The sequence below is a fragment of the Citrobacter sedlakii genome (assembly GCF_018128425.1).
In the GTDB taxonomy this organism is placed as follows: Bacteria; Pseudomonadota; Gammaproteobacteria; order Enterobacterales; family Enterobacteriaceae; genus Citrobacter_A; species Citrobacter_A sedlakii.
Genome location: NZ_CP071070.1, coordinates 1,636,788 through 1,654,867, shown reverse-complemented (window position 1 = coordinate 1,654,867; position 18,080 = coordinate 1,636,788). Strand labels below are relative to the sequence as shown.

Annotated in this window: 19 protein-coding genes; 4 read left to right on the top strand and 15 right to left on the bottom strand. The window is 57.0% G+C overall.

The genetic code is table 11. The annotated features are described in order from the left end of the window. Positions 1-151: 151 nt before the first annotated feature. From hcp to tssB, 6 genes are read right to left on the bottom strand one after another with little or no spacing between them, the layout of a single operon-like run. On the bottom strand, positions 152-643 hold the full coding sequence (gene hcp, locus JY391_RS07845; RefSeq protein ID WP_029883904.1) for a type VI secretion system effector Hcp: 492 nt from the start codon (positions 641-643) through the stop codon (positions 152-154). A 5-nt stretch (positions 644-648) separates the two neighbouring features. After that, positions 649-2,352, bottom strand: a complete 1,704-nt coding sequence (locus JY391_RS07840; protein WP_211935508.1) for an OmpA family protein — start codon at positions 2,350-2,352, stop codon at positions 649-651. Then, on the bottom strand, positions 2,349-3,014 hold the full coding sequence (tssL, locus tag JY391_RS07835; protein WP_211935507.1) for a type VI secretion system protein TssL, short form: 666 nt from the start codon (positions 3,012-3,014) through the stop codon (positions 2,349-2,351). Before tssL ends, JY391_RS07840 begins: the two co-directional genes overlap by 4 nt. Next, a complete protein-coding gene (gene tssK, locus JY391_RS07830) occupies positions 3,011-4,348 on the bottom strand; it encodes a type VI secretion system baseplate subunit TssK (protein WP_211935506.1) in 1,338 nt (445 codons plus the stop codon). Before tssK ends, tssL begins: the two co-directional genes overlap by 4 nt. 13 nt (positions 4,349-4,361) lie before the next feature. Then, positions 4,362-5,897 carry a type VI secretion system contractile sheath large subunit gene (tssC, locus tag JY391_RS07825; RefSeq protein WP_042290941.1) on the bottom strand — a complete coding sequence of 512 codons (1,536 nt, stop codon included), beginning with the start codon at positions 5,895-5,897 and terminating at the stop codon, positions 4,362-4,364. Positions 5,898-5,936: 39 nt separating this feature from the next. After that, positions 5,937-6,428 carry a type VI secretion system contractile sheath small subunit gene (tssB, locus tag JY391_RS07820; RefSeq protein ID WP_211935505.1) on the bottom strand — a complete coding sequence of 164 codons (492 nt, stop codon included), beginning with the start codon at positions 6,426-6,428 and terminating at the stop codon, positions 5,937-5,939. A 923-nt stretch (positions 6,429-7,351) separates the two neighbouring features. On the opposite strand from tssB, the gene JY391_RS07815 reads away from it, so the two are divergent. From JY391_RS07815 to narP, 4 genes are all read left to right on the top strand, one after another. Next, entirely contained in the window at positions 7,352-7,714 is a 363-nt protein-coding gene (locus tag JY391_RS07815) for a GtrA family protein (RefSeq protein WP_181822868.1), read from the top strand. Further along, positions 7,711-8,658, top strand: coding sequence for a glycosyltransferase family 2 protein (locus JY391_RS07810; protein WP_042290502.1), 948 nt, complete (start codon positions 7,711-7,713; stop codon positions 8,656-8,658). The genes JY391_RS07815 and JY391_RS07810 overlap by 4 nt, the downstream gene beginning before the upstream one ends. Then, positions 8,658-10,202: a DUF6056 family protein gene (locus JY391_RS07805; RefSeq protein WP_211935504.1), complete on the top strand. Its 1,545-nt coding sequence runs from the start codon at positions 8,658-8,660 to the stop codon at positions 10,200-10,202. Before JY391_RS07810 ends, JY391_RS07805 begins: the two co-directional genes overlap by 1 nt. 166 nt (positions 10,203-10,368) lie before the next feature. Then, complete coding sequence (gene narP / locus JY391_RS07800; RefSeq protein ID WP_042290506.1) at positions 10,369-11,016, top strand: nitrate/nitrite response regulator protein NarP; 648 nt, start codon at positions 10,369-10,371, stop codon at positions 11,014-11,016. Positions 11,017-11,124: 108 nt separating this feature from the next. On the opposite strand, the gene JY391_RS07795 is transcribed toward narP, so the two are convergent. From JY391_RS07795 to napC, 9 genes are all read right to left on the bottom strand, one after another. After that, a complete protein-coding gene (locus JY391_RS07795) occupies positions 11,125-12,177 on the bottom strand; it encodes a cytochrome c-type biogenesis protein CcmH (RefSeq protein ID WP_211935503.1) in 1,053 nt (350 codons plus the stop codon). Then, a complete protein-coding gene (gene dsbE, locus JY391_RS07790; protein WP_200034537.1) occupies positions 12,174-12,731 on the bottom strand; it encodes a thiol:disulfide interchange protein DsbE in 558 nt (185 codons plus the stop codon). Before dsbE ends, JY391_RS07795 begins: the two co-directional genes overlap by 4 nt. After that, complete coding sequence (locus tag JY391_RS07785; protein WP_211935502.1) at positions 12,728-14,671, bottom strand: heme lyase CcmF/NrfE family subunit; 1,944 nt, start codon at positions 14,669-14,671, stop codon at positions 12,728-12,730. The genes dsbE and JY391_RS07785 overlap by 4 nt, the downstream gene beginning before the upstream one ends. Further along, positions 14,668-15,147, bottom strand: a complete 480-nt coding sequence (gene ccmE, locus JY391_RS07780) for a cytochrome c maturation protein CcmE (protein WP_042290518.1) — start codon at positions 15,145-15,147, stop codon at positions 14,668-14,670. Before ccmE ends, JY391_RS07785 begins: the two co-directional genes overlap by 4 nt. Further along, the gene (gene ccmD / locus JY391_RS07775; RefSeq protein WP_042290520.1) at positions 15,144-15,356 is read right to left on the bottom strand and encodes a heme exporter protein CcmD; all 213 of its coding nucleotides are present in this window, start codon (positions 15,354-15,356) and stop codon (positions 15,144-15,146) included. Before ccmD ends, ccmE begins: the two co-directional genes overlap by 4 nt. Further along, positions 15,353-16,090 carry a heme ABC transporter permease gene (locus tag JY391_RS07770; protein ID WP_042290523.1) on the bottom strand — a complete coding sequence of 246 codons (738 nt, stop codon included), beginning with the start codon at positions 16,088-16,090 and terminating at the stop codon, positions 15,353-15,355. The genes ccmD and JY391_RS07770 overlap by 4 nt, the downstream gene beginning before the upstream one ends. Positions 16,091-16,175: 85 nt before the next feature. After that, positions 16,176-16,835: a heme exporter protein CcmB gene (gene ccmB / locus JY391_RS07765; protein WP_211935501.1), complete on the bottom strand. Its 660-nt coding sequence runs from the start codon at positions 16,833-16,835 to the stop codon at positions 16,176-16,178. Then, on the bottom strand, positions 16,832-17,452 hold the full coding sequence (gene ccmA, locus JY391_RS07760; protein WP_199956670.1) for a cytochrome c biogenesis heme-transporting ATPase CcmA: 621 nt from the start codon (positions 17,450-17,452) through the stop codon (positions 16,832-16,834). Before ccmA ends, ccmB begins: the two co-directional genes overlap by 4 nt. A gap of 23 nt (positions 17,453-17,475) precedes the next feature. Continuing rightward, positions 17,476-18,078 carry a cytochrome c-type protein NapC gene (gene napC / locus JY391_RS07755; RefSeq protein ID WP_042290532.1) on the bottom strand — a complete coding sequence of 201 codons (603 nt, stop codon included), beginning with the start codon at positions 18,076-18,078 and terminating at the stop codon, positions 17,476-17,478. Between the last annotated feature and the right edge of the window lie 2 nt (positions 18,079-18,080).

Sequence of the window (18,080 nt, the reverse complement as noted above, 5' to 3'; positions counted from 1 at the left end):
TTGGCTTCCGGGCACGCTACCGCCCGTCGCTTTTCCTGTGGTTCAGGAACCCAAAGCGCATCAGGTCAGGCAGGCAGATTGTTTTTTTGCTCAACGCCCGTTCTCAGGCGCTCAGCAAAAACGGCGGACAGCAGAACTGCCCGCACAGGATTTACGCGGTGGTACGTTCGTTCCAGGAGTCGGAATGAATGATGTTGCCGTCCTTGTAGGTCCAGGTGATTTTTTCGTAGCGCAGCTCAATCTGCTCAAGGTGGTTATGCTTCTCGAAAGCCGGGTCCTTGATGTCGTGCATCTTCGGATTGACCTTCACCAGCTTCACGTTTTCAAGCTTCGTGTTGAAGTACTCCACTTCCTGGCCGGCGTCGTTGATTTTGTACCACTTAAATTCAGCAGACTTCAGGGTCTGGCCGGTGGTCACCGCCTTGTACAGGTACGGGCTGGAAGAGTCGATTTCCTTGGTGAACAGGAACGGCGTGTGGATACGCGTGCCGGTCAGCTTGCCGGTGTTGTTGTCGGTCGGGATGTACAGGTTATGTTCCTGCGCAACAACTTCGATGCTTCCTTCACGATCTTTCACATCGACGGAACCTTTAATGTCCGCGCCGCCATCGTCTTTCAGCCACAGATAAACCGGAATTGCCATGTTAATTACTCCATTTCATTTATTGACGCACCATCATCCTGCGATGGCGCGGGGGTGTTGCCCGGCAGCTGGCAGGCATTCGCCTGCGGCACCAGACTGATTTCGACACGTCGGTTCAGCGCCCGGCCTTCCGCCGTGTCGTTGGTGGCGACAGGACGGCTTTCGCCGTAGCCCTGCACCGCAAAACAGCTCTCCGGCACGTCGCCGGTGTCGCGCATCCAGTCGCGCACTGATACCGCACGCTTAAGCGACAGCGCCTGGTTGGATTTGTCATCCCCCGTGCTGTCGGTATGGCCCGCCACCACAATCAGCCAGCCGGGCTTCGCCTTAATCCCCACCAGCGAGTTCACCAGCAGTTTCGTCGAGCCGGGCTTCAGCGCCCATTTGCCGGTGTCGAACAGCGACATGCTGTCGAGACGGATAATCTTCGGCACGACCTTTTCCACGGGTTTCGGCGGCGGAGGCGGCGGTACATATGAACGGATGGCCTCCAGCACCGGCAGGCGCAGACGCTCACCGTGGTACAGACCGAGACTCATCGCCACCGGCTCGCCGCTGCGGGCCCATTCGTCCAGTTGCCGCGCATCCTCACGCAGCACCTGCACGGCACGCGCTTTCGGGGCATGGTTGTCCATCGCAATCCTGTCGTAGTGCTGAATGTCAAATCCCACTCGTTGCACCAGCTGGCGGTTGTTCCATGCGCTGGCGCACAGCGCGATGGCCGCGGCAAGTGTGAGCAGGCAGACTGCCCGGCGCAGCGCACGGCTGCGCGGCGTTTCGCCCTGCCCCTGCGGCAGTAGCGGCAGAATAAATTCCGGCAGTGTGAGAGTCTCTGATGACGAATCCGGCTGCCAGCCAGGCTGTGGACTCAGGGCTGTGTGCAGGGTCAGCCAGCGCTGCCAGAGGTTGTCAGTCAGAACAGGCGTCCCCGAAACCATCATGTGATAAAGCAGCACAGCGGGAGCCGCCGGGGGCATATCGTCGGATTCCTCCGTCAGCGCGGCCAGCGCCGTCTGCTGTGTAAAGCGGATCAGCGCGTTCATCCGTACCTGTACCGCCAGACGCTCTGCGCCATCCGTTTGCGACAGCCATGTACCGGTACTGCACGGCGCTTCATCAGGCTGCCACACCTGTACGGCCTCGCCGGCATGCGCCGTCTGCCACAGCGGCTGAGTCACTGACTTTCCGGCAATCGTACTGCCCAGTAATAAAGGCACCGCCCGGCGGGTATCGCGCCGTACCTGGCTCAGTTGCCAGCGCAGTTCATAAAGCCGGGCCGCCAGCGCCGCATTGTCATTATGTTGCTGCGGATAAATGCTGAACATCACGGCAAGCTGCGATAGCAGATCGGAACGTTTCCAGCGGAAAATACGTACCGTCTGCTGTAGTTCAGTGGCGGAGACGCTGAGCCAGCACCCCTGAGCAGTACGATGCACCCGGCTGTCGCCCGGCCAGCTGGCGGTATCACCACAGACCAGCACGACCGGCAGACGGTACGGCGCATCCGGCAGGTCATTCAGCCAGGATTCATCCGCCAGCGGCGCGCCCGGCCTGCGTCCGGCGTACGCCAGTCCGGCAGCCACTACGACAACCGTCGACAGCAGGGCAGCGACACGCCAGCCAGTGGAAAGCGGCAGAAACAGCAGGCATAGCAGGACAGCAAGCAGCCCTCCCCACAGCCATAACAGGCGCAGATGGGGCACGCTCATTTCCCGGCCCCCGGCAGCAGGGCCGCAACCAGTGCGTCAAGCCAGTGGTTCAGACCCAGCCACAACGCAATGACCACAACCAGCGACAGCCCGATGCAAACCGGCCAGCGGCGCAGCCAGTCAGCCAGACCGCTGCGCCCGGCGATATCCGCCAGTATGGGCTGGCTCTGATCGGTCTTAAACGGCGGCACGCGCTCTGCCAGCGCCCGGACAAGCTGTTCGCGGGCAGGATCATTCAGGGCAAGGCTCCCCTTAAAGCCCAGCATCAGCACCCGGTGGAAACAGGTCAGCACCGCCATGTCCGGCGCCGGTTCCCGAAGGACCTGGCGCATCCTTTCATACAGCTCATCGCCGGCATCCAGGGTGCCAAAGTATTTCGCCTGCAGCGGACGGTCATACCACACGATGCTGGCGTCATCCTCCACGCCGCGCCCCTTGGCCGTCTCATCCATCAGCGCGCACCAGGCATAAAGAATGTGCTGGCGACTCGCCTCGCTGACATCCGCCGCCTCAAGCTGCGCCATAACCTGCTCAATGTTGTCCACGCAATGCTGCCAGAGCGTGTCCCCCTCCCCGTCGGCCAGTCTGCCGCCGAACCGCAGCTCTGTTACCGTCAGCCAGCCGTCCGCCATCAGGGCGTCGATATCTGTGTCCTGTTTCATGATCGCAGCACCGCATACAGTTCAAGTTCAGGATCGCCCAGCAGTCCCGGTACGTAAAAGACACAGCTGCCTTCCGCCAGCATCGCCTGCGCCGCCGGATGCGTCATATCGAGGGTGAAATACTGGTTCTCCAGACGCAGCGGGATGGCCGCCGGAACGTGGCTCATTGCCTTCAGTGGAATGCCGGGCTGTGAACCGTTCACCACCCTGTCGACCTCATCCGGGCTACCGGCCTTGCACTGCTGCGGAAACTGCTCCAGCAGCTTCGCCACCGGCAGCACAGAGCGGACCGAGAGATAAAAGTCCGCCTCTTCGCGCAGTCTCGGGTCATGTAAACGGGCATGCCAGCGCTTGCGCCGCTCATCACGGGTCATCTCAATCGCCACCACCCTTGATGGCAGGCTGGCTTCCAGCAGTACGCCAAGCAGGTCAAACAACGGCGGGAAGACCGCCGTTAACTGCTCATGGCGATAGGCCGGAATATCAGCCGTGGTGTGGTCAAGGGAGAAGGTCAGCAGACTGCCCGCAAGAGCAGCCAACGCTTCATAAAGCCGTTCCGGATGCACCTGCGGATGGCGCACAAAATGGCTGAGCAGCGGCTCCGCACTGTTCAGCGCATTCAGCAGCCAGAACAGCGAAACGTCCGCCACCGCAAAGTCGGCCATGCGGTCGTTGCTTTCACGGCGCATCGCCATCAGGCGTTTCAGACGCGCACGGATCTGGTCCGTCAGTTGTTCAGACTGTTCAGCCAGCCAGCGGCTGGCCTGCACGTTCAGCAGCGGCGGAATAAAGGTGTCATCCTGCGACCAGTTGCCCTGGCTGTCGCGCTTAAGACGGGCGACGGCAACGGTCTGGTAATTACCGTTGTCATCATCTGCCTCACGCAGCGTCAGTTCCGGCTGCATCACTGCAATCTGGCGACTGTCGTCGCCATAACGGTTGCGCACTTCGCGCCATACCAGGCGCCAGCGCACCGGGCGGTCCGCCTTCTGCTCCGGCTGCAGGCAGTTGCCGCCGTTTTCATGCTCATGGGGAAGCGCCAGTACCACTGTCAGTTCGTGACTTTCCGGTAAGGTCATCACCGGTGGCAGCGCATCGGCGTTGTCGGTGTCAGTGAGCGTCCCGTCGGCGAAACGCACGCACAGGTGGCTGGCCTTCAGTTTCCCCTGTTTCAACAGGGCAGCATCAAACTCTGCCCGGACAACGCCCCAGGGTTCCATCGCTCCCAGACGGGCAATACACTCTGCCTGCCAGGCCGCGTCGGCCACCTGTTGCTGGAAATGCTGGGGGGAGACCATCTGCCCCCGCCCCCACAGCGGTCGGACTGTTTTCATCCCTGTTCCCGCCTTACGCTTTCGCTTTCGGCATCTGAGAAACCAGAGACAGGTTCACGTCCATGCCTTCCACCTGGAAGTGCGGCACCGCATACAGCCTCACGCGGAAGAAGCCCGGGTTGTCCTCGATATCTTCCACCACCACCTTCGCATCGCGCAGCGGATGAGATGCCTGCAGCTCGTCGCCCGGATCGGTCATTTCAGTGACCAGGCCGCGAACCCAGGTGTTGAGTTCCAGCTCCAGCAGACGGCGGTCTTTCGTCGTACCGATGTTTTCACGCTGAATCAGCTTCAGGTAGTGGGCAATGCGCGACAGCAGGAAGATATACGGCAGGCGCGCGTTGATGCGGCTGTTGGCCGTCGCATCGGCGGTGTCATACAGCGCCGGTTTCTGCGCCGAGTTCGCCGAGAAGAAGCAGGCGTAGTCGCGGTTTTTGTAGTACGACAGCGGGATAAAGCCGAGATTCGCGAACTCAAACTCGCGGGTTTCCGGGATCATCACTTCCGACGGGATTTTTACCTGGTTGCCGGTGCCGAGGTCATACAGATGAATGGGCAGATCTTTCACCGCCCCGCCCGCCTGCGGACCGCGAATTTGCACGCACCAGCCGTTGTTAATGAAGCTCTTCACCATGTTGGACGCGAAGGCAAATGACGCGCTGGTCCACAGGTATTTCTCGTGATCCGGACCTTTAACCTGCTCCACGTAGTTGAAACTGCGTACCGGCACAGTGTCCGGGCCGTATGGCAGACGGCCCAGCACGCGCGGCATCACCAGGCCGATATAGCGCGAGTCGTCGGTGTCACGGAACGATTTCCACTTGATGTACTCGGCGCGGTCGAAGTAGTTGCCGATATCCTTAATGGCCGCCACCTCCTCCATCGTCTCTTTCAGGAAGAATGTCGGGCCGACGGCGCCAATAAACGGCATGTGCGCGGCGGCGGAGACTTTCGAGATATTGCGCAGCAGCGCCACGTCCTGCGGGCTGGCGTCAAATTCGTAAGCAGAAATGACCGAGCCAATCGGCTCACCGCCCGGGGTGTCGTATTCGGCGGTGTAAGTGTGCCAGTAGAGGCCGCTCTGAATAAGCTCCGGCGCGTCCTCAAAGTCCTGGCGCAGGTCGTCTTTGGAGACGTCCAGGATTTCGGTTTTCACGTTCTGGCGGTAGTCGGTGTTGTCCACCAGTTGCTTCAGACCGCGCCACAGGGATTCCACTTTCTGGAATTCCTGATGGTGCATGACCGCGTCCAGCTGGCGGCTGATTTGATAATCCAGCTCCGCGATATGGTGGTCGATTAAGGTCTTGTCGAGTTTCTCCACCTGCTGACCGGATTTGCGGATACAGTCCATAAACACCTGCATCGCCGCCGTCAGGCGCTCGCCCGCCGGCGCGTCGGAGAGCGCGGCATCATCCATAAACGCGTTAATGTCGCCCAGGCTGGAAGCCGGGGTCAGGTTGATTTTTTCAAACAGGGAGGCGTAAACGCCTTCTTTTTCCAGTACGGTGGTCTGCCCCTGGGCAGAGGCGGTTTCAGTATTTACAGACATCAGCATATTCCCGGTTAATCCATTAAAAGACGCACGCCGTTATTTCGGGGCCAGTGCACTCATTTCGTCGCGTAATTCCTGAGACAGCGCCGGGTCTTTGAGAATTTTCTCGAGTTCTTTTCTGAAAGTGACGTTATCAAGAAGATTGGACTTGAGGTCGCGTAATAAATTACGCATTGCCAGCATGGCGCGAAGCTGAGGGATTTGACGGGCAACCTGTTCCGGTTCGAAATCTTTAATATCGGAAAAGCTCAGCTTCACATTATCTTCAGAGCCATCGCCCGCCAGCGTATTCTCGACGGTGAGGTTTACTTCCGGGTTAAATTCTGAAAGTACGCTGTTGAAGTTATTTTTATTGACGTTGATTTTTTCTCTTTCAGATAATGGGCGGGTTTCTTTGCCATTACTGAAATCACCGACGGTGAGCAGTTTCAGCGGCAGTTCGACTTTTTTCTGCGCGCCACCTGTATGCAGCGCCAGCCTGAGATTTATACGTGCCTTCGGCACTTCATTCTGGAATGAATCAGCCATAGTAGTCCCTTTCCTTAAGGAATGATTGTTAATGAAACGGCATTTCTTTACAAAAGCATGTTAGTACAAAACACCATGTCAGATCAATTAATCAGATCTTAAGTCCATCTTTAGACTATACTTAAGAATTTTCCTCTAAATTCAAACAACAGAGATCGCTACTCAACCACCTTCATTACAAAATTTTGACCGATAATTCACATGAAAGACAGGGGAAATCTCTGCCCACCAGTTAAATAGCAGAGATATGCTTGAATTTTTGTTATTTATTGACTTAGATCATTATTTACAGGGAGTCAGGATTTGCTTTTTCATAACAATATGAGTTTCAGCAAAAAAAAGCAGCAGTGATGCTTCGCAAATGAGAGACGACGGGAGCGATTATCTAAGACAATTCCTTATGCATAACTTTAATAATTCGAATAGCAAGCATTTATAAAACGAATAACCGAACAGAAAATAAGTCAAACCCACCTGTATTCGCCTCGACATCAGGTCAAAAAACTTTTTTTCAGTTCACCTGTTGTGAAATGAACTATAAATGCGCTGTCCGCACTGTTTTTTTCTGAAAATCATGCCCGGCATGCGACAGGCAATGAAAATTCCTGGAGAATACGCTTAGCCTTCCACAATAAAACGATCTGCTCCGCGATAAACACAATGCGTGGAACCAACAGGCGGGATATAAATTTACACTATCGGCAGAATTCCCGCAGGACTTCAGGGTAGGTCCCGCGCCATCATGTTTTCGACAAACCGCAGGCAGGATGCGTAACAGGCTCAGGACAAAACCCGCAGATGTACGCCAGGGGAGGTGAATGCGGTTTGTCAGCACACTTTTGCCGGTCAAAGGCATTTCAGACTCGGGCAGCGGTAGAAAATAATGTTACACTTCCGCCTTTGCATAACCGACTTCTTTGATAATGTGGCATTACTTTATTAAGTACACATCCGTAGGCGTGATCAACACCTTGATCCACTGGCTGGTTTTCGCGGTCTGCGTTTACGCCTTTCATATCCACCAGGCGCTGGCCAATTTTCTTGGCTTCAGCCTCGCGGTGAGCTTCTCCTTTTATGCCAACGCCCGGTTTACCTTCCGGCAAACCACTACGCCACGGCGCTATTTCCTTTACGTCGGTTTTATGGGGTTGCTGAGTTTCCTGACCGGCTGGGCGGCCGAACGGTGCGGCCTGCCCCCTCTCGTTACGCTGGTCGCTTTCTCAGCAATTAGCCTCATCTGCGGGTTTATCTATTCCAGACTGATTGTGTTTAAGGACGTTCAATGAAAATCTCGCTGGTCGTTCCGGTTTTCAACGAAGAAGAGACCATCGGCATCTTTTACAAAACGGTGCGCGAATATGACGCGCTAAAAGCGTATGACGTCGAAATTGTCTTTATCAACGATGGCAGTACCGATGCAACGGAGTCGATCGTTACTGCGCTGGCGGTTGCCGACCCGCTGGTTGTCGCGTTGTCGTTAACGAGAAATTTCGGTAAGGAACCCGCCCTGTTCGCCGGACTTGATAACGCGACGGGCGATGCGGTGATCCCTATTGATGTCGATCTTCAGGATCCGGTAGAAGTGATCCCGCACCTCATCCGTAAGTGGCAGGACGGTGCGGACATTGTGCTGGCAAAACGTTCAGACCGCTCGGTGGACGGTCGACTGAAGCGCAAAACCGCCGCATGGTTTTATGCGCTGCACAATAAAATCAGCACGCCGCACATCGAAGAAAACGTTGGCGATTTTCGGCTGATGAGTCGGGAAGTGGTGGAAAACATCAAGCAGATGCCGGAACGTAACCTGTTTATGAAAGGCATTTTATCCTGGGTAGGCGGCAAAACGGAGGTGGTGCTTTACGCCCGGGCGAATCGCTGTGCCGGAAAAAGCAAATTCAACGGCTGGAAGCTCTGGAACCTCGCGCTGGAGGGAATCACCTCATTCTCGACGTTCCCCCTGCGTATCTGGACCTATATTGGCCTCGCCGTTGCGCTTATCTCATTCACCTACGGCGCGGGAATGCTTATTGACACTCTCCTGTGGGGGAATCCGGTTCGTGGCTATGCCTCGCTGATTGTATCGATCCTGTTTTTAGGCGGCGTCCAGTTGATTGGCATTGGCGTACTGGGGGAATACATAGGGCGGATTTACATTGAGACCAAGCAACGTCCTCGTTACTTGCTCAAAAAACGACACACTGTGGAACAGAATTCAGGAAAGGATAGCTGATGGTTAAGTATGTTAATAAAAGCATCATTCTTGTCGCTTTTTTTGCCGTTTTCATCCTTGAATGGTATACCCCAATTCATTCTGATGATTATCGCTACGCCTTAATTGGCCTCTCATTTGATGCCCATCTGCATCACTATTTAACCTGGAGCGGACGCCTGGTCGCTGACTACACCAGCGCGCTTTTGCTGGCCTCGGAATCACGTATTTTTATCTCGATGATGACCGGGCTCGCCGTGGTCGCGTTCTGCTATTTGATTGTCAAAACGCCCGACGGCACGCTGAAGTGGAAGAAATATGACGCGGTAACCTTCACCCTTATTTTTCTGACGTTCTGGGTCGCCAATCCCAATATAGGACAGACCGTATTCTGGGTTGTCGGCAGCGCCAATTATCTGTGGACCAATCTGTTTGTCGCCGCCTGGCTGTGGAACCTGTACCGCATCCAGATGCGGCGGGAAAAAAACACGCGTGTCGTCATGCTACTGCTGGGGGTGCTGGCAGGCTGCTCTAACGAAAGTGTTGCGCCGTTTGTGGTTGGCCTGGCGCTGCTGGCCATCATTTACGATCTCTGGCAGGACAAGCGTCTGTACGGCAACAAAGTTGCCTATTTTTTATCTGCCCTGGCGGGCGCGGCTATTCTGATCTTTTCTCCGGGTAATTTTATTCGCGCACAGGGGGCGCATAAAGTCTGGTATGAGAAATCGATTATTGAGCGCCTCGTCATTCACCTGAGCGATCGTTTCTTCAGCCATTTAGCGCTGGTTTGGATCGCCTACGTCGTGCTGGTTCTGCTGGCGGTGATTCTGTATTTCGCCAGACGCAACGGCCCGCGCGTTAAAAGCGGCAATCTCGCCATGGTTGTGTTGATGCTGCTGGTCGGGCTGGGCACCTCTTTTATTATGGTGGCCTCCCCGTCTTATCCGGACCGGGTAATGATGTCGACATTCCTGTTTTTCCTGCTAGCGCTCTCTTTTCTGCTTAAAGAGTTGGTTATTTACACCAGTAAAGGCGTCAGGATTGGCGTTTACGCCATCACGGGACTCATGGCAGGCGTATTCGTCTGGTCGTTCTCGCTGATGTATGCGGCCTATACCCGCGTTTACCAGCAGGATCAGGTACGGGTGAATATCATCCACACACAGTTGAGCCGCCACCAGCGTGACTTTACTGTCCCGGACTTTCATTTCCTCAAAATGCAAAACAGCGGCGGCCATTTCGGTTTCTTCCACGATCCGCAAATCTATGGCCGCTATTTCGGCGCCGGAAGTGTCGAAAAGAAAAAAGTTCATTTCGATTACTCCGTACTGGCATCCGGCAAAATGATGTCGTTACCTGGAGGGGTGGTGGCGCACTACAATCGCGATGGCGACGTGATGCTGGTCAGCTCTCGTCCCGTAACCGGCACACTGCATATCTCGGTGAACGCAAAAGAGAGAGACCTGCCGTTAAGCGGCTTTGCGTCTGCGCAGATCAATGACGAATATTGGTACTATACCGCCATTCCTGCAGGCGACGTCACGACTCTCTCGTTGCACCCCTGAGCTTTCGCCTCCCGCATCTGTGGGAGGCAGACCTTATTTCCCCACGGTTTTACTACTTACCCATGCGTAAATTGGGGTAAAATTACCCTGCTTTTCGACGCGATGAATCTGGACGATTTATGCGCTAATAACAATAATGATGCTAAGAAAATCTCGGGAGATAACTATGCCTGAAGCAACGCCTTTTCAGGTGCTGGTTGTAGACGACCACCCCCTTATGCGGCGCGGTATTCGTCAATTACTGGAACTGGACCCCGCATTTGACGTGGTTGCCGAAGCGGGCGATGGCGCAACGGCGATTGATCTGGCGAACCGTCTCGACCTGGATTTGATCCTGCTCGATCTGAATATGAAAGGTCTGAGCGGTCTGGATACCCTTAACGCCCTGCGTCGGGACGGCGTAACGGCGCAAATTATTATTCTCACCGTGTCGGATTCCGCCAGCGATGTGTATGCGCTGATCGATGCAGGCGCAGACGGCTATCTGCTGAAGGACAGCGATCCGGAAGTCTTACTGGAAGCCATTCGCAAGGGCGCTAACGGCGGTCAGGTCTTCAGTGAACGGGTAAGCGAATACCTGCGCGAACGGGAACTGTTCGGCGAGCAGGACGATCCCTTTAGCGTACTGACCGAGCGGGAACTGGACGTTCTGCACGAACTGGCGCAGGGGCTGTCGAATAAACAGATCGCCTCGGCGCTGAACATTTCCGAACAAACGGTAAAAGTGCATATCCGCAATCTGCTGCGTAAGCTCAACGTGCGTTCGCGCGTTGCGGCCACCATCCTTTTCCTGCAAACGCGCGGGATGCAATAAAGTCACACAGCTATCTGCTACCGGATAACAACGCAACGCGTCTTATCCGGACCACCGCTCACAGGCATTCAGGCCCGATAAGCGTAACGCCATCGGGCAGCCGTAAGGTTACTCCTTCGGCGGCGAAAGCTGCTGTAACGCCTGCGCAATACTGCGTTCGATAACCGCGCGGCGGCTATCGTTGGCGGGCAACAGTTTCAGCATCATTTCCCAGGCCGCCACCGCTTCGCCAAAGCGCTGCTGCTCGAAGGCGTTAAAGGCATACATGCTCAGTACCCGAACATTGGCATGATCGCTGCGCACCAGCTGTCGAAGCAGTTCCCCGCCGCGCAGATTATCGTCAGGATCGGAAGAACGAGTCAGCGCCTCGGCGTAGCCAAGCGCGGCATCGCTGTTCTTCGGATCCAGCCGATACGCGTTGGCATAGGCCTCGGTCGCGGTGCTGGCGTTGCCTAACACCATGCCAATCCGCCCCAGCATGATCCAGCCTTCCACATTTGCCGCATCATCCTGCAGGCGGGTTCTCAGGCCCAGCGCCAGGCGGGTCATCTCCTCTTCATTCAGAGGCTGGGCGTTCGGATCCAGCGCACGTTCCAGCAGTGCCGGCGTTTGCGCCGTCGCCTGCTGCCAGATTTGTACCTGACGAAAGTTTCCGGTCTGATAATAGCTAACGCCGCCAACCGCCAGGGCAATCACTATGCCCGGCAGATACGCGCCAAACCCGGCGCGCTTACCCGCCTGTACAGGCTGCTCGTCAGGAAAAGCGTCCTGTTTCACCCTTACCCGGCGACGCGAGCGCGCGTAAATTATCCAGCCTCCGGCGCCGATCGCCGCGACAGGAAGCACCCACAGCAGGATGGTCAGCGGCGTCAGCGGCGGATCGTAAGTCACAAAATTGCCGTAGCGCGCCACCATGTAGTCGACGATCTCTTTCTGGCTTTTTCCTTCCTGCATCAGCTCATATACCTTCTGGCGCAGATCGGTCGCGATCATCGAGTTGGAATCGGCAATGCTGTTATTCTGGCATTTTGGACAGCGAAGCTGCTCGGTGAGCTGGCGAAACTGTTGTTCCTGCGCCTCGTCCTTAAACTGCATGACATCAATAGTGGCCAGCGCGTTCGCTGAAAGCAGCAGCATCAGCGCGCCTAACAGAGTCCTCATTGCGCGGCCTCCTTGCTGTACTTCTCCCACAGCGGCTTGATCTCACTTTCCCATACCCGGGCGTTCAAATCACCGGCGTGGCGATAGCGAATAATGCCGGTACCGTCGATGAGGAAGGTTTCCGGCGCGCCATACACCCCCAGATCCAGTCCCAGCATCCCGTCGCCGTCAAACAGGCTCAGGGCATAAGGATTTCCTAATTCTTTCAGCCAGGCGATCGCTTTCTGCCGGTCGTCTTTATAGTTCATACCCACCACGCGAATACCCTGCGCTGACAGCTGATTCAGATACTGATGCTCGGCGCGACAAGTCGGACACCATGTTGCCCAGACGTTAAGCAGCACCGGTTTGCCCTGGGTCAGGACATCCGCTTCATAGTGCTTGCCGGGGTTCTCCAGCGACTCAAGGCGGAACGTGGGCACCGGTTTACCCACCAGCGCCGACTCAAGGTTGGTTGGCGTATCCCCTTCGGCGTTACGCGCCAGCTGCCACAGCAACGCCGCCGCAATCAGCAGAAAAATTATCAATGGGATCAAAAGTACGTTGCGCTTCATACTGCCTCCGGCGCCGTGTTTTGCGGTTGCTTGCGCTTGCGGTAGCGCGGATCGAACAGGCAGAACAGCCCGCCCAGCGCCATCAGCAGCCCGCCCGCCCAAATCCAGCGGATAAACGGTTTGTAATACAGGCGTACCGCCCATGCGCCGTTTTCCAGCTCTTCACCCAGCGCTGCGTATAGATCGCGGGTGATCCCGCCGTCAATTGCCGCTTCCGTCATCATCGAACGGGTGCTGTTGTAAAAACGTTTTTCCGCATGCAGCGTCGCTTCCGCCTTCCCGTTCCGCGTAACGCCGATAATCGCTACGCCGCCCCGGTAGTTTGGTCCGGTGATCTCTTTCACTTCGCGGAAGGTAAAGCGATATTCATGAATATCAACGCTATCGCCCGCCTTCATGCGTACATCGCGCTCAACGCTGTAGTTCTGGCTAAACGCGATACCCACGATAGTCACCGCCAGGCCAACGTGCCCTAATACCATCCCCCAGTAGCCCGGCGTCATTTTCGTGCCGCGGGTAACGCGCTGCGCCACCTCGGCGATCGCCAGCACGAACACCCAGCAGGCCATCACCAGCCCGACCACCGTCATCGCGACGATGTTGTCCTCAAACAGCCACGGCAGCAGGAAAGAGAGCGCCAACGTACTGACAAGGGCGACGACCAACAGGCGTTGCAGCTTACGCGGGCGATCCCGCCCCCAGCGAACCAGCGGTCCAATGCCCAGCAGCAGCGCAAACGGCGCCATCAGCCAGGTAAACATGGTATTAAAGAATGGCTCGCCGATGGAAATACTGCCCAGCCCCAGCTGCTTGTGCACCAGCGGCAGCAGCGTCCCTAACAGCACCACTAACATCGCGGCAATCAGCAGCACGTTGTTACCGAGCAGCAGCGACTCACGCGACCAGAGCGCATTGTTCACCCGTGAACGTACCTTGTGCCCCCGGGTAGCAAACAGCAGCAGCGATCCGCCAATCACCAGCACCATAAAGGCGAGGATAAACATACCGCGTGACGGATCGGAGGCAAAGGCGTGTACCGATACCAGCACCCCGGAGCGCACAAGGAAGGTGCCGAGCAAACAGAGCGAAAAGGCGCTGATGGAAAGCAGCAGCGTCCACGCTTTAAAGCTGGCGCGCTGTTCAGTCACCGCCAGCGAGTGCATCAGCGCCGTTCCCACCAGCCACGGCATAAACGACGCATTTTCTACCGGGTCCCAGAACCACCAGCCGCCCCAGCCAAGTTCGTAGTAAGCCCAGGCCGAACCGAGCACAATGCCGAGCGTCAGGAACACCCACGCCGCGAGCGTCCACGGGCGCGAGAAGCGGGCGAACGTGCTGTCCAGACGGCCACTCAACAACGCGGCAATGGCAAAAGCAAAGGCCACCGAGAAGCCGACGTAGCCCATATACAACAGCGGCGGATGGAAAATAAGCCCCGGATCCTGCAGCAGCGGGTTCAGGTCGCGCCCTTCAATGGGGAAATCGGGCAGCGTGCGGGCAAACGGGTTGGAGGTGAAGAGTATAAACAACAGGAAGCCAACGCTGACCATCCCCATTACCGCCAGTACGCGGGCGACGATATCCAGCGGCATGCGTTGCGAAAACAGCGCCACGGCGAAGGTCCAGCCGCTCATCAGCAGCACCCACAGCAGCAGAGAGCCTTCGTGGGCGCCCCAGGTCGCGGCAACCCGGTACCACACCGGCAGTTGGGTATTCGAGTTGCTGGCAACGTAAATCACGGTGAAATCATTGACCACGAAAGCGTTGACCAGCACCAAAAATGCGCCTATTACCAGAATAAACAGCAGCCAGGCAAAGGGTCTCGCCGAGGCCATCATCCGCGCGTCGCCACGCGCCACGCCCCATAACGGATATATGGAAAGCAGGAGCGCGACACCCAGCGCCAGGCAGAGCAGCGCATTGCCGATTTCAGGCATCATGACGACGCATCCTTATACACGCTTTCCGGGCGGCGATGGTTTTCCTGCATCGCTTTCTCCACTTCCGGCGGCGTGTAGTTTTCGTCATGTTTCGCCAGCACCTCTTTCGCCTGGATATGGTTTTTCTCGCCGAGTTCCCCCTGCACCACGACGCCCTGCCCTTCACGGAACAGATCCGGGAGTATGCCTTCGTAGCTCACATCCACCACGCCTTCAGCGTCATAAATACTGAAATTAACCTTCAGGGTGTCCGGATCGCGCTTCACGCTGCCGGGCATCACCATGCCGCCGACGCGCAGGCGCTGGCCAACTTCCGGCATCTCCTGGGTTTCTCGCTTGCCATAAAGGATCTCGCCGGGGGTATAAAACAGATCGATATTGGAACGCAGCGCATACAGCACCAGCGTAATGGTCAGCGCCAGCCCTGCCAGCACACCGCAGGCTATCCATAAGCGGTTTCGACGTCGAATATTCACGCGGCCTCCTGCTGAGTCTGGGCGGCGCGCATCCGCGCTTCACGCGCCCGCTGTTGGGCAACCTCGCGCAAAATGGCCCGCTGCCGGGTAGCGGTATGCGCAACCAATACTGCCAGCGGAATCACGCTCATCGCCACGGCCAGCCAGACATAAAAGGCGTAGCCGCCCATGGCGAAAAATTCACTCCAGGATGCAAATGCAGTGGTCATTGGCGGCCCCTTTTTAAAATCAGTTCGCTCACCCACGGGCGGCGTTTTTCCATCATTAGAATCAGGTTACGCATGCGCATCAGCGTCAGCGTGATAAACAGCAGCAGATAGCCGACAATTGCCAGGCGCAGCGGCGTACGCATCGCCGGGTCAATGCTTTGCTGCATCCGGGTCGAGCCCTGGTGTAAGGTATTCCACCACTCCACGGAGTAATGGATGATGGGCAGGTTAACGACGCCGATCAGCACCAGGATCCCCGCCGCGCGCCCGGCCATCTTGCGATCGTCAAAAGCGTGCCAGAGCGCAATGGCGCCGACATAGAGAAACAGCAGCACCAGTTCAGAGGTCAGCCGCGCGTCCCACACCCACCAGGTGCCCCACATGGGTTTGCCCCACGCGGAGCCAGTCACCAAGGCGATAAAGGTGAACACCGCGCCAATCGGCGCCATCGCGGCCAGCGCCAGGTTTGCCATTTTCAACTGCCAGACCAGACCGATAAACGCCGCTACCGCCATGGCGGCGTATATCCCCATCGACCAGATCGCCGCCGGAACGTGCAGATAAATAATGCGGTAGCTCTGCCCCTGTTGATAATCCGCAGGGGCAAAGCCGAATCCCCAAATCCAGCCGGTCGCCAGGACGATGACGCTGGCGACGGCCAGCCACGGGACGAACCAGCCGCAGATCTGATACAGCCGTGGGGGCATAGCCAGTTGATGAAGTGTTTTCCACATATAAGTCACCAGACCTCTCTAAACCAATGAAATTCCGTGGCGCCGGGGGCGGCTTCGCCTTCTCCGGCCTACAGCCTGTACCGGTCTACTGCACGCTGATACGTAACGCCGCCGCTGTCGCAAACGGACTCAACGTCGCGCTTCCCGCCAATAGCGCGCCTAAAATCGCCATGTAACCGTCGACCGGTAAATGCATTGACGCCGCGTCCATAGCGGCGGTCGCAAAAATCAGCAGGGGAATGGTCAAGGGCAGCACCAGCACGCTCAGCAACACGCCGCCGCGCTTCAGCCCGACCGTGAGCCCCACCCCCGGCGCACCGAGAAAGCTCAGCGTCGGCGTTCCCAGCAAGAGCGTCAGCGCCATAATTTTCCAGCCGTAAATGTCCATGCCCAGCAGCAGCGCCACTAACGGAGAAAGGATCAACAGCGGTAAGCCCGTCACCACCCAGTGGGCCAGCACTTTCGCCAGCACCACCGCTGGCAGGGGGATCGGCAGCAACATCAGTTGTTCAAGGCTGCCGTCCTGCAGATCGTCGCGAAACAGTCGCTCCAGCGCCAGCAGTGAGGCCAGCAGTGCGGCGACCCAGATAATGCCAGGGGCAATACGCGCCAGCAGCTGTGGCTCGGGGCCGATGCTCAGGGGAAACAGCGTAATAACGATCAGGAAGAACCACAGCGGGTTGGCGATTTCCGCGCTATGGCGAAACGCGACGCGCAGCTCTTGCCGGAAAATACGCCACATCATAACGCTTCCCTCATGGCGTTAAGCGCGATGCGACGAATGCGATCTGCGGCGACGTTCAGCGGCTGGTGAGTGGTGAGGAGAACCATCCCCCCCTGGTCGGTATGTTGCGCCATACGCTGCGTCAGGCGTTCAACGCCGTTCACATCGATCGCGGTAAAAGGTTCGTCGAGGATCCACAGCCGGGCGTGGGTCAACCACAAGCGCGCTAACGCCACCCGGCGCTGCTGACCGGCAGAAAGTTGATTAACGGGAAGATCTTCGTATCCGGCAAGACCAGCCTGCGCCAATGCCGCCAGGCACTGCGCGGTGTCGCCGTCCTGATGGAAAAAGCGCAGGTTCTCCAACGCCGTCAGCCGGGTTTTTATGCCCGGCTGATGTCCAATCCACAACAAATTTTGATGGTAGCTGTCCCGCACACGATGCAGCGGTTGCCCTTGCCAGCACACCTCCCCGGCGTCGGGGCGAGCAAGCCCCGTCAGCAACCGCAGCAGGGTTGTTTTCCCCGCGCCGTTGCGCCCGGTGATTTGTATCCATTCACCCGCGTTGACCCGGAATGACAAATCGCTGAATAAGATCCGCTCATCCCGTTCGCAGAGCAACTTTCTGGCTTCAAGCATACTACCCACTCATTACCATCCCGTCAGAAGCCCGGCTTAACGTCGCGCATATCGGGAAGCTTGTGGGCAATCCCTTTATGGCAGTCAATACAGGTTTGGCCGTCTTTCACCGCCTGGTCGTGCATTTTCGCCGCGACGCCTTTTTGGGCAGTTAAGTCCATGAATTCGAAGTTGTGACAATTGCGACACTCCTGCGAATTATTGTCTTTCATTCTTCGCCATTCGTTTTGCGCCATAGTGAGACGATGATCTTCGAATTTCTGCGGCGTATCGATCAGGCCGAGCGCTTTGGCATACAGTTCTTTGCTGGCCTTGATCTTGCGGATCATCTTCGGTCCCCATTCGTGCGGCACATGGCAGTCCGGACAGGTTGCGCGCACACCGCTGCGGTTGTTGTAGTGCACGGTTTCCATGTATTCCTGGTACACTGTGTTACGCATTTCGTGGCAGCTGATGCAGAACGCTTCGGTGTTGGCTTTTTCCATCCCGGTGTTGAATCCACCCCAGAAAATAATGCCGCCAACGAACCCGATTAACAGCAGCGTGCCCAGCGCCAGGCGACTGGGGCGACGCCACCATTGCCAGAGGCGCTTAATCCGGCCAGGTTTACGGTTAGCATTTTCCATAA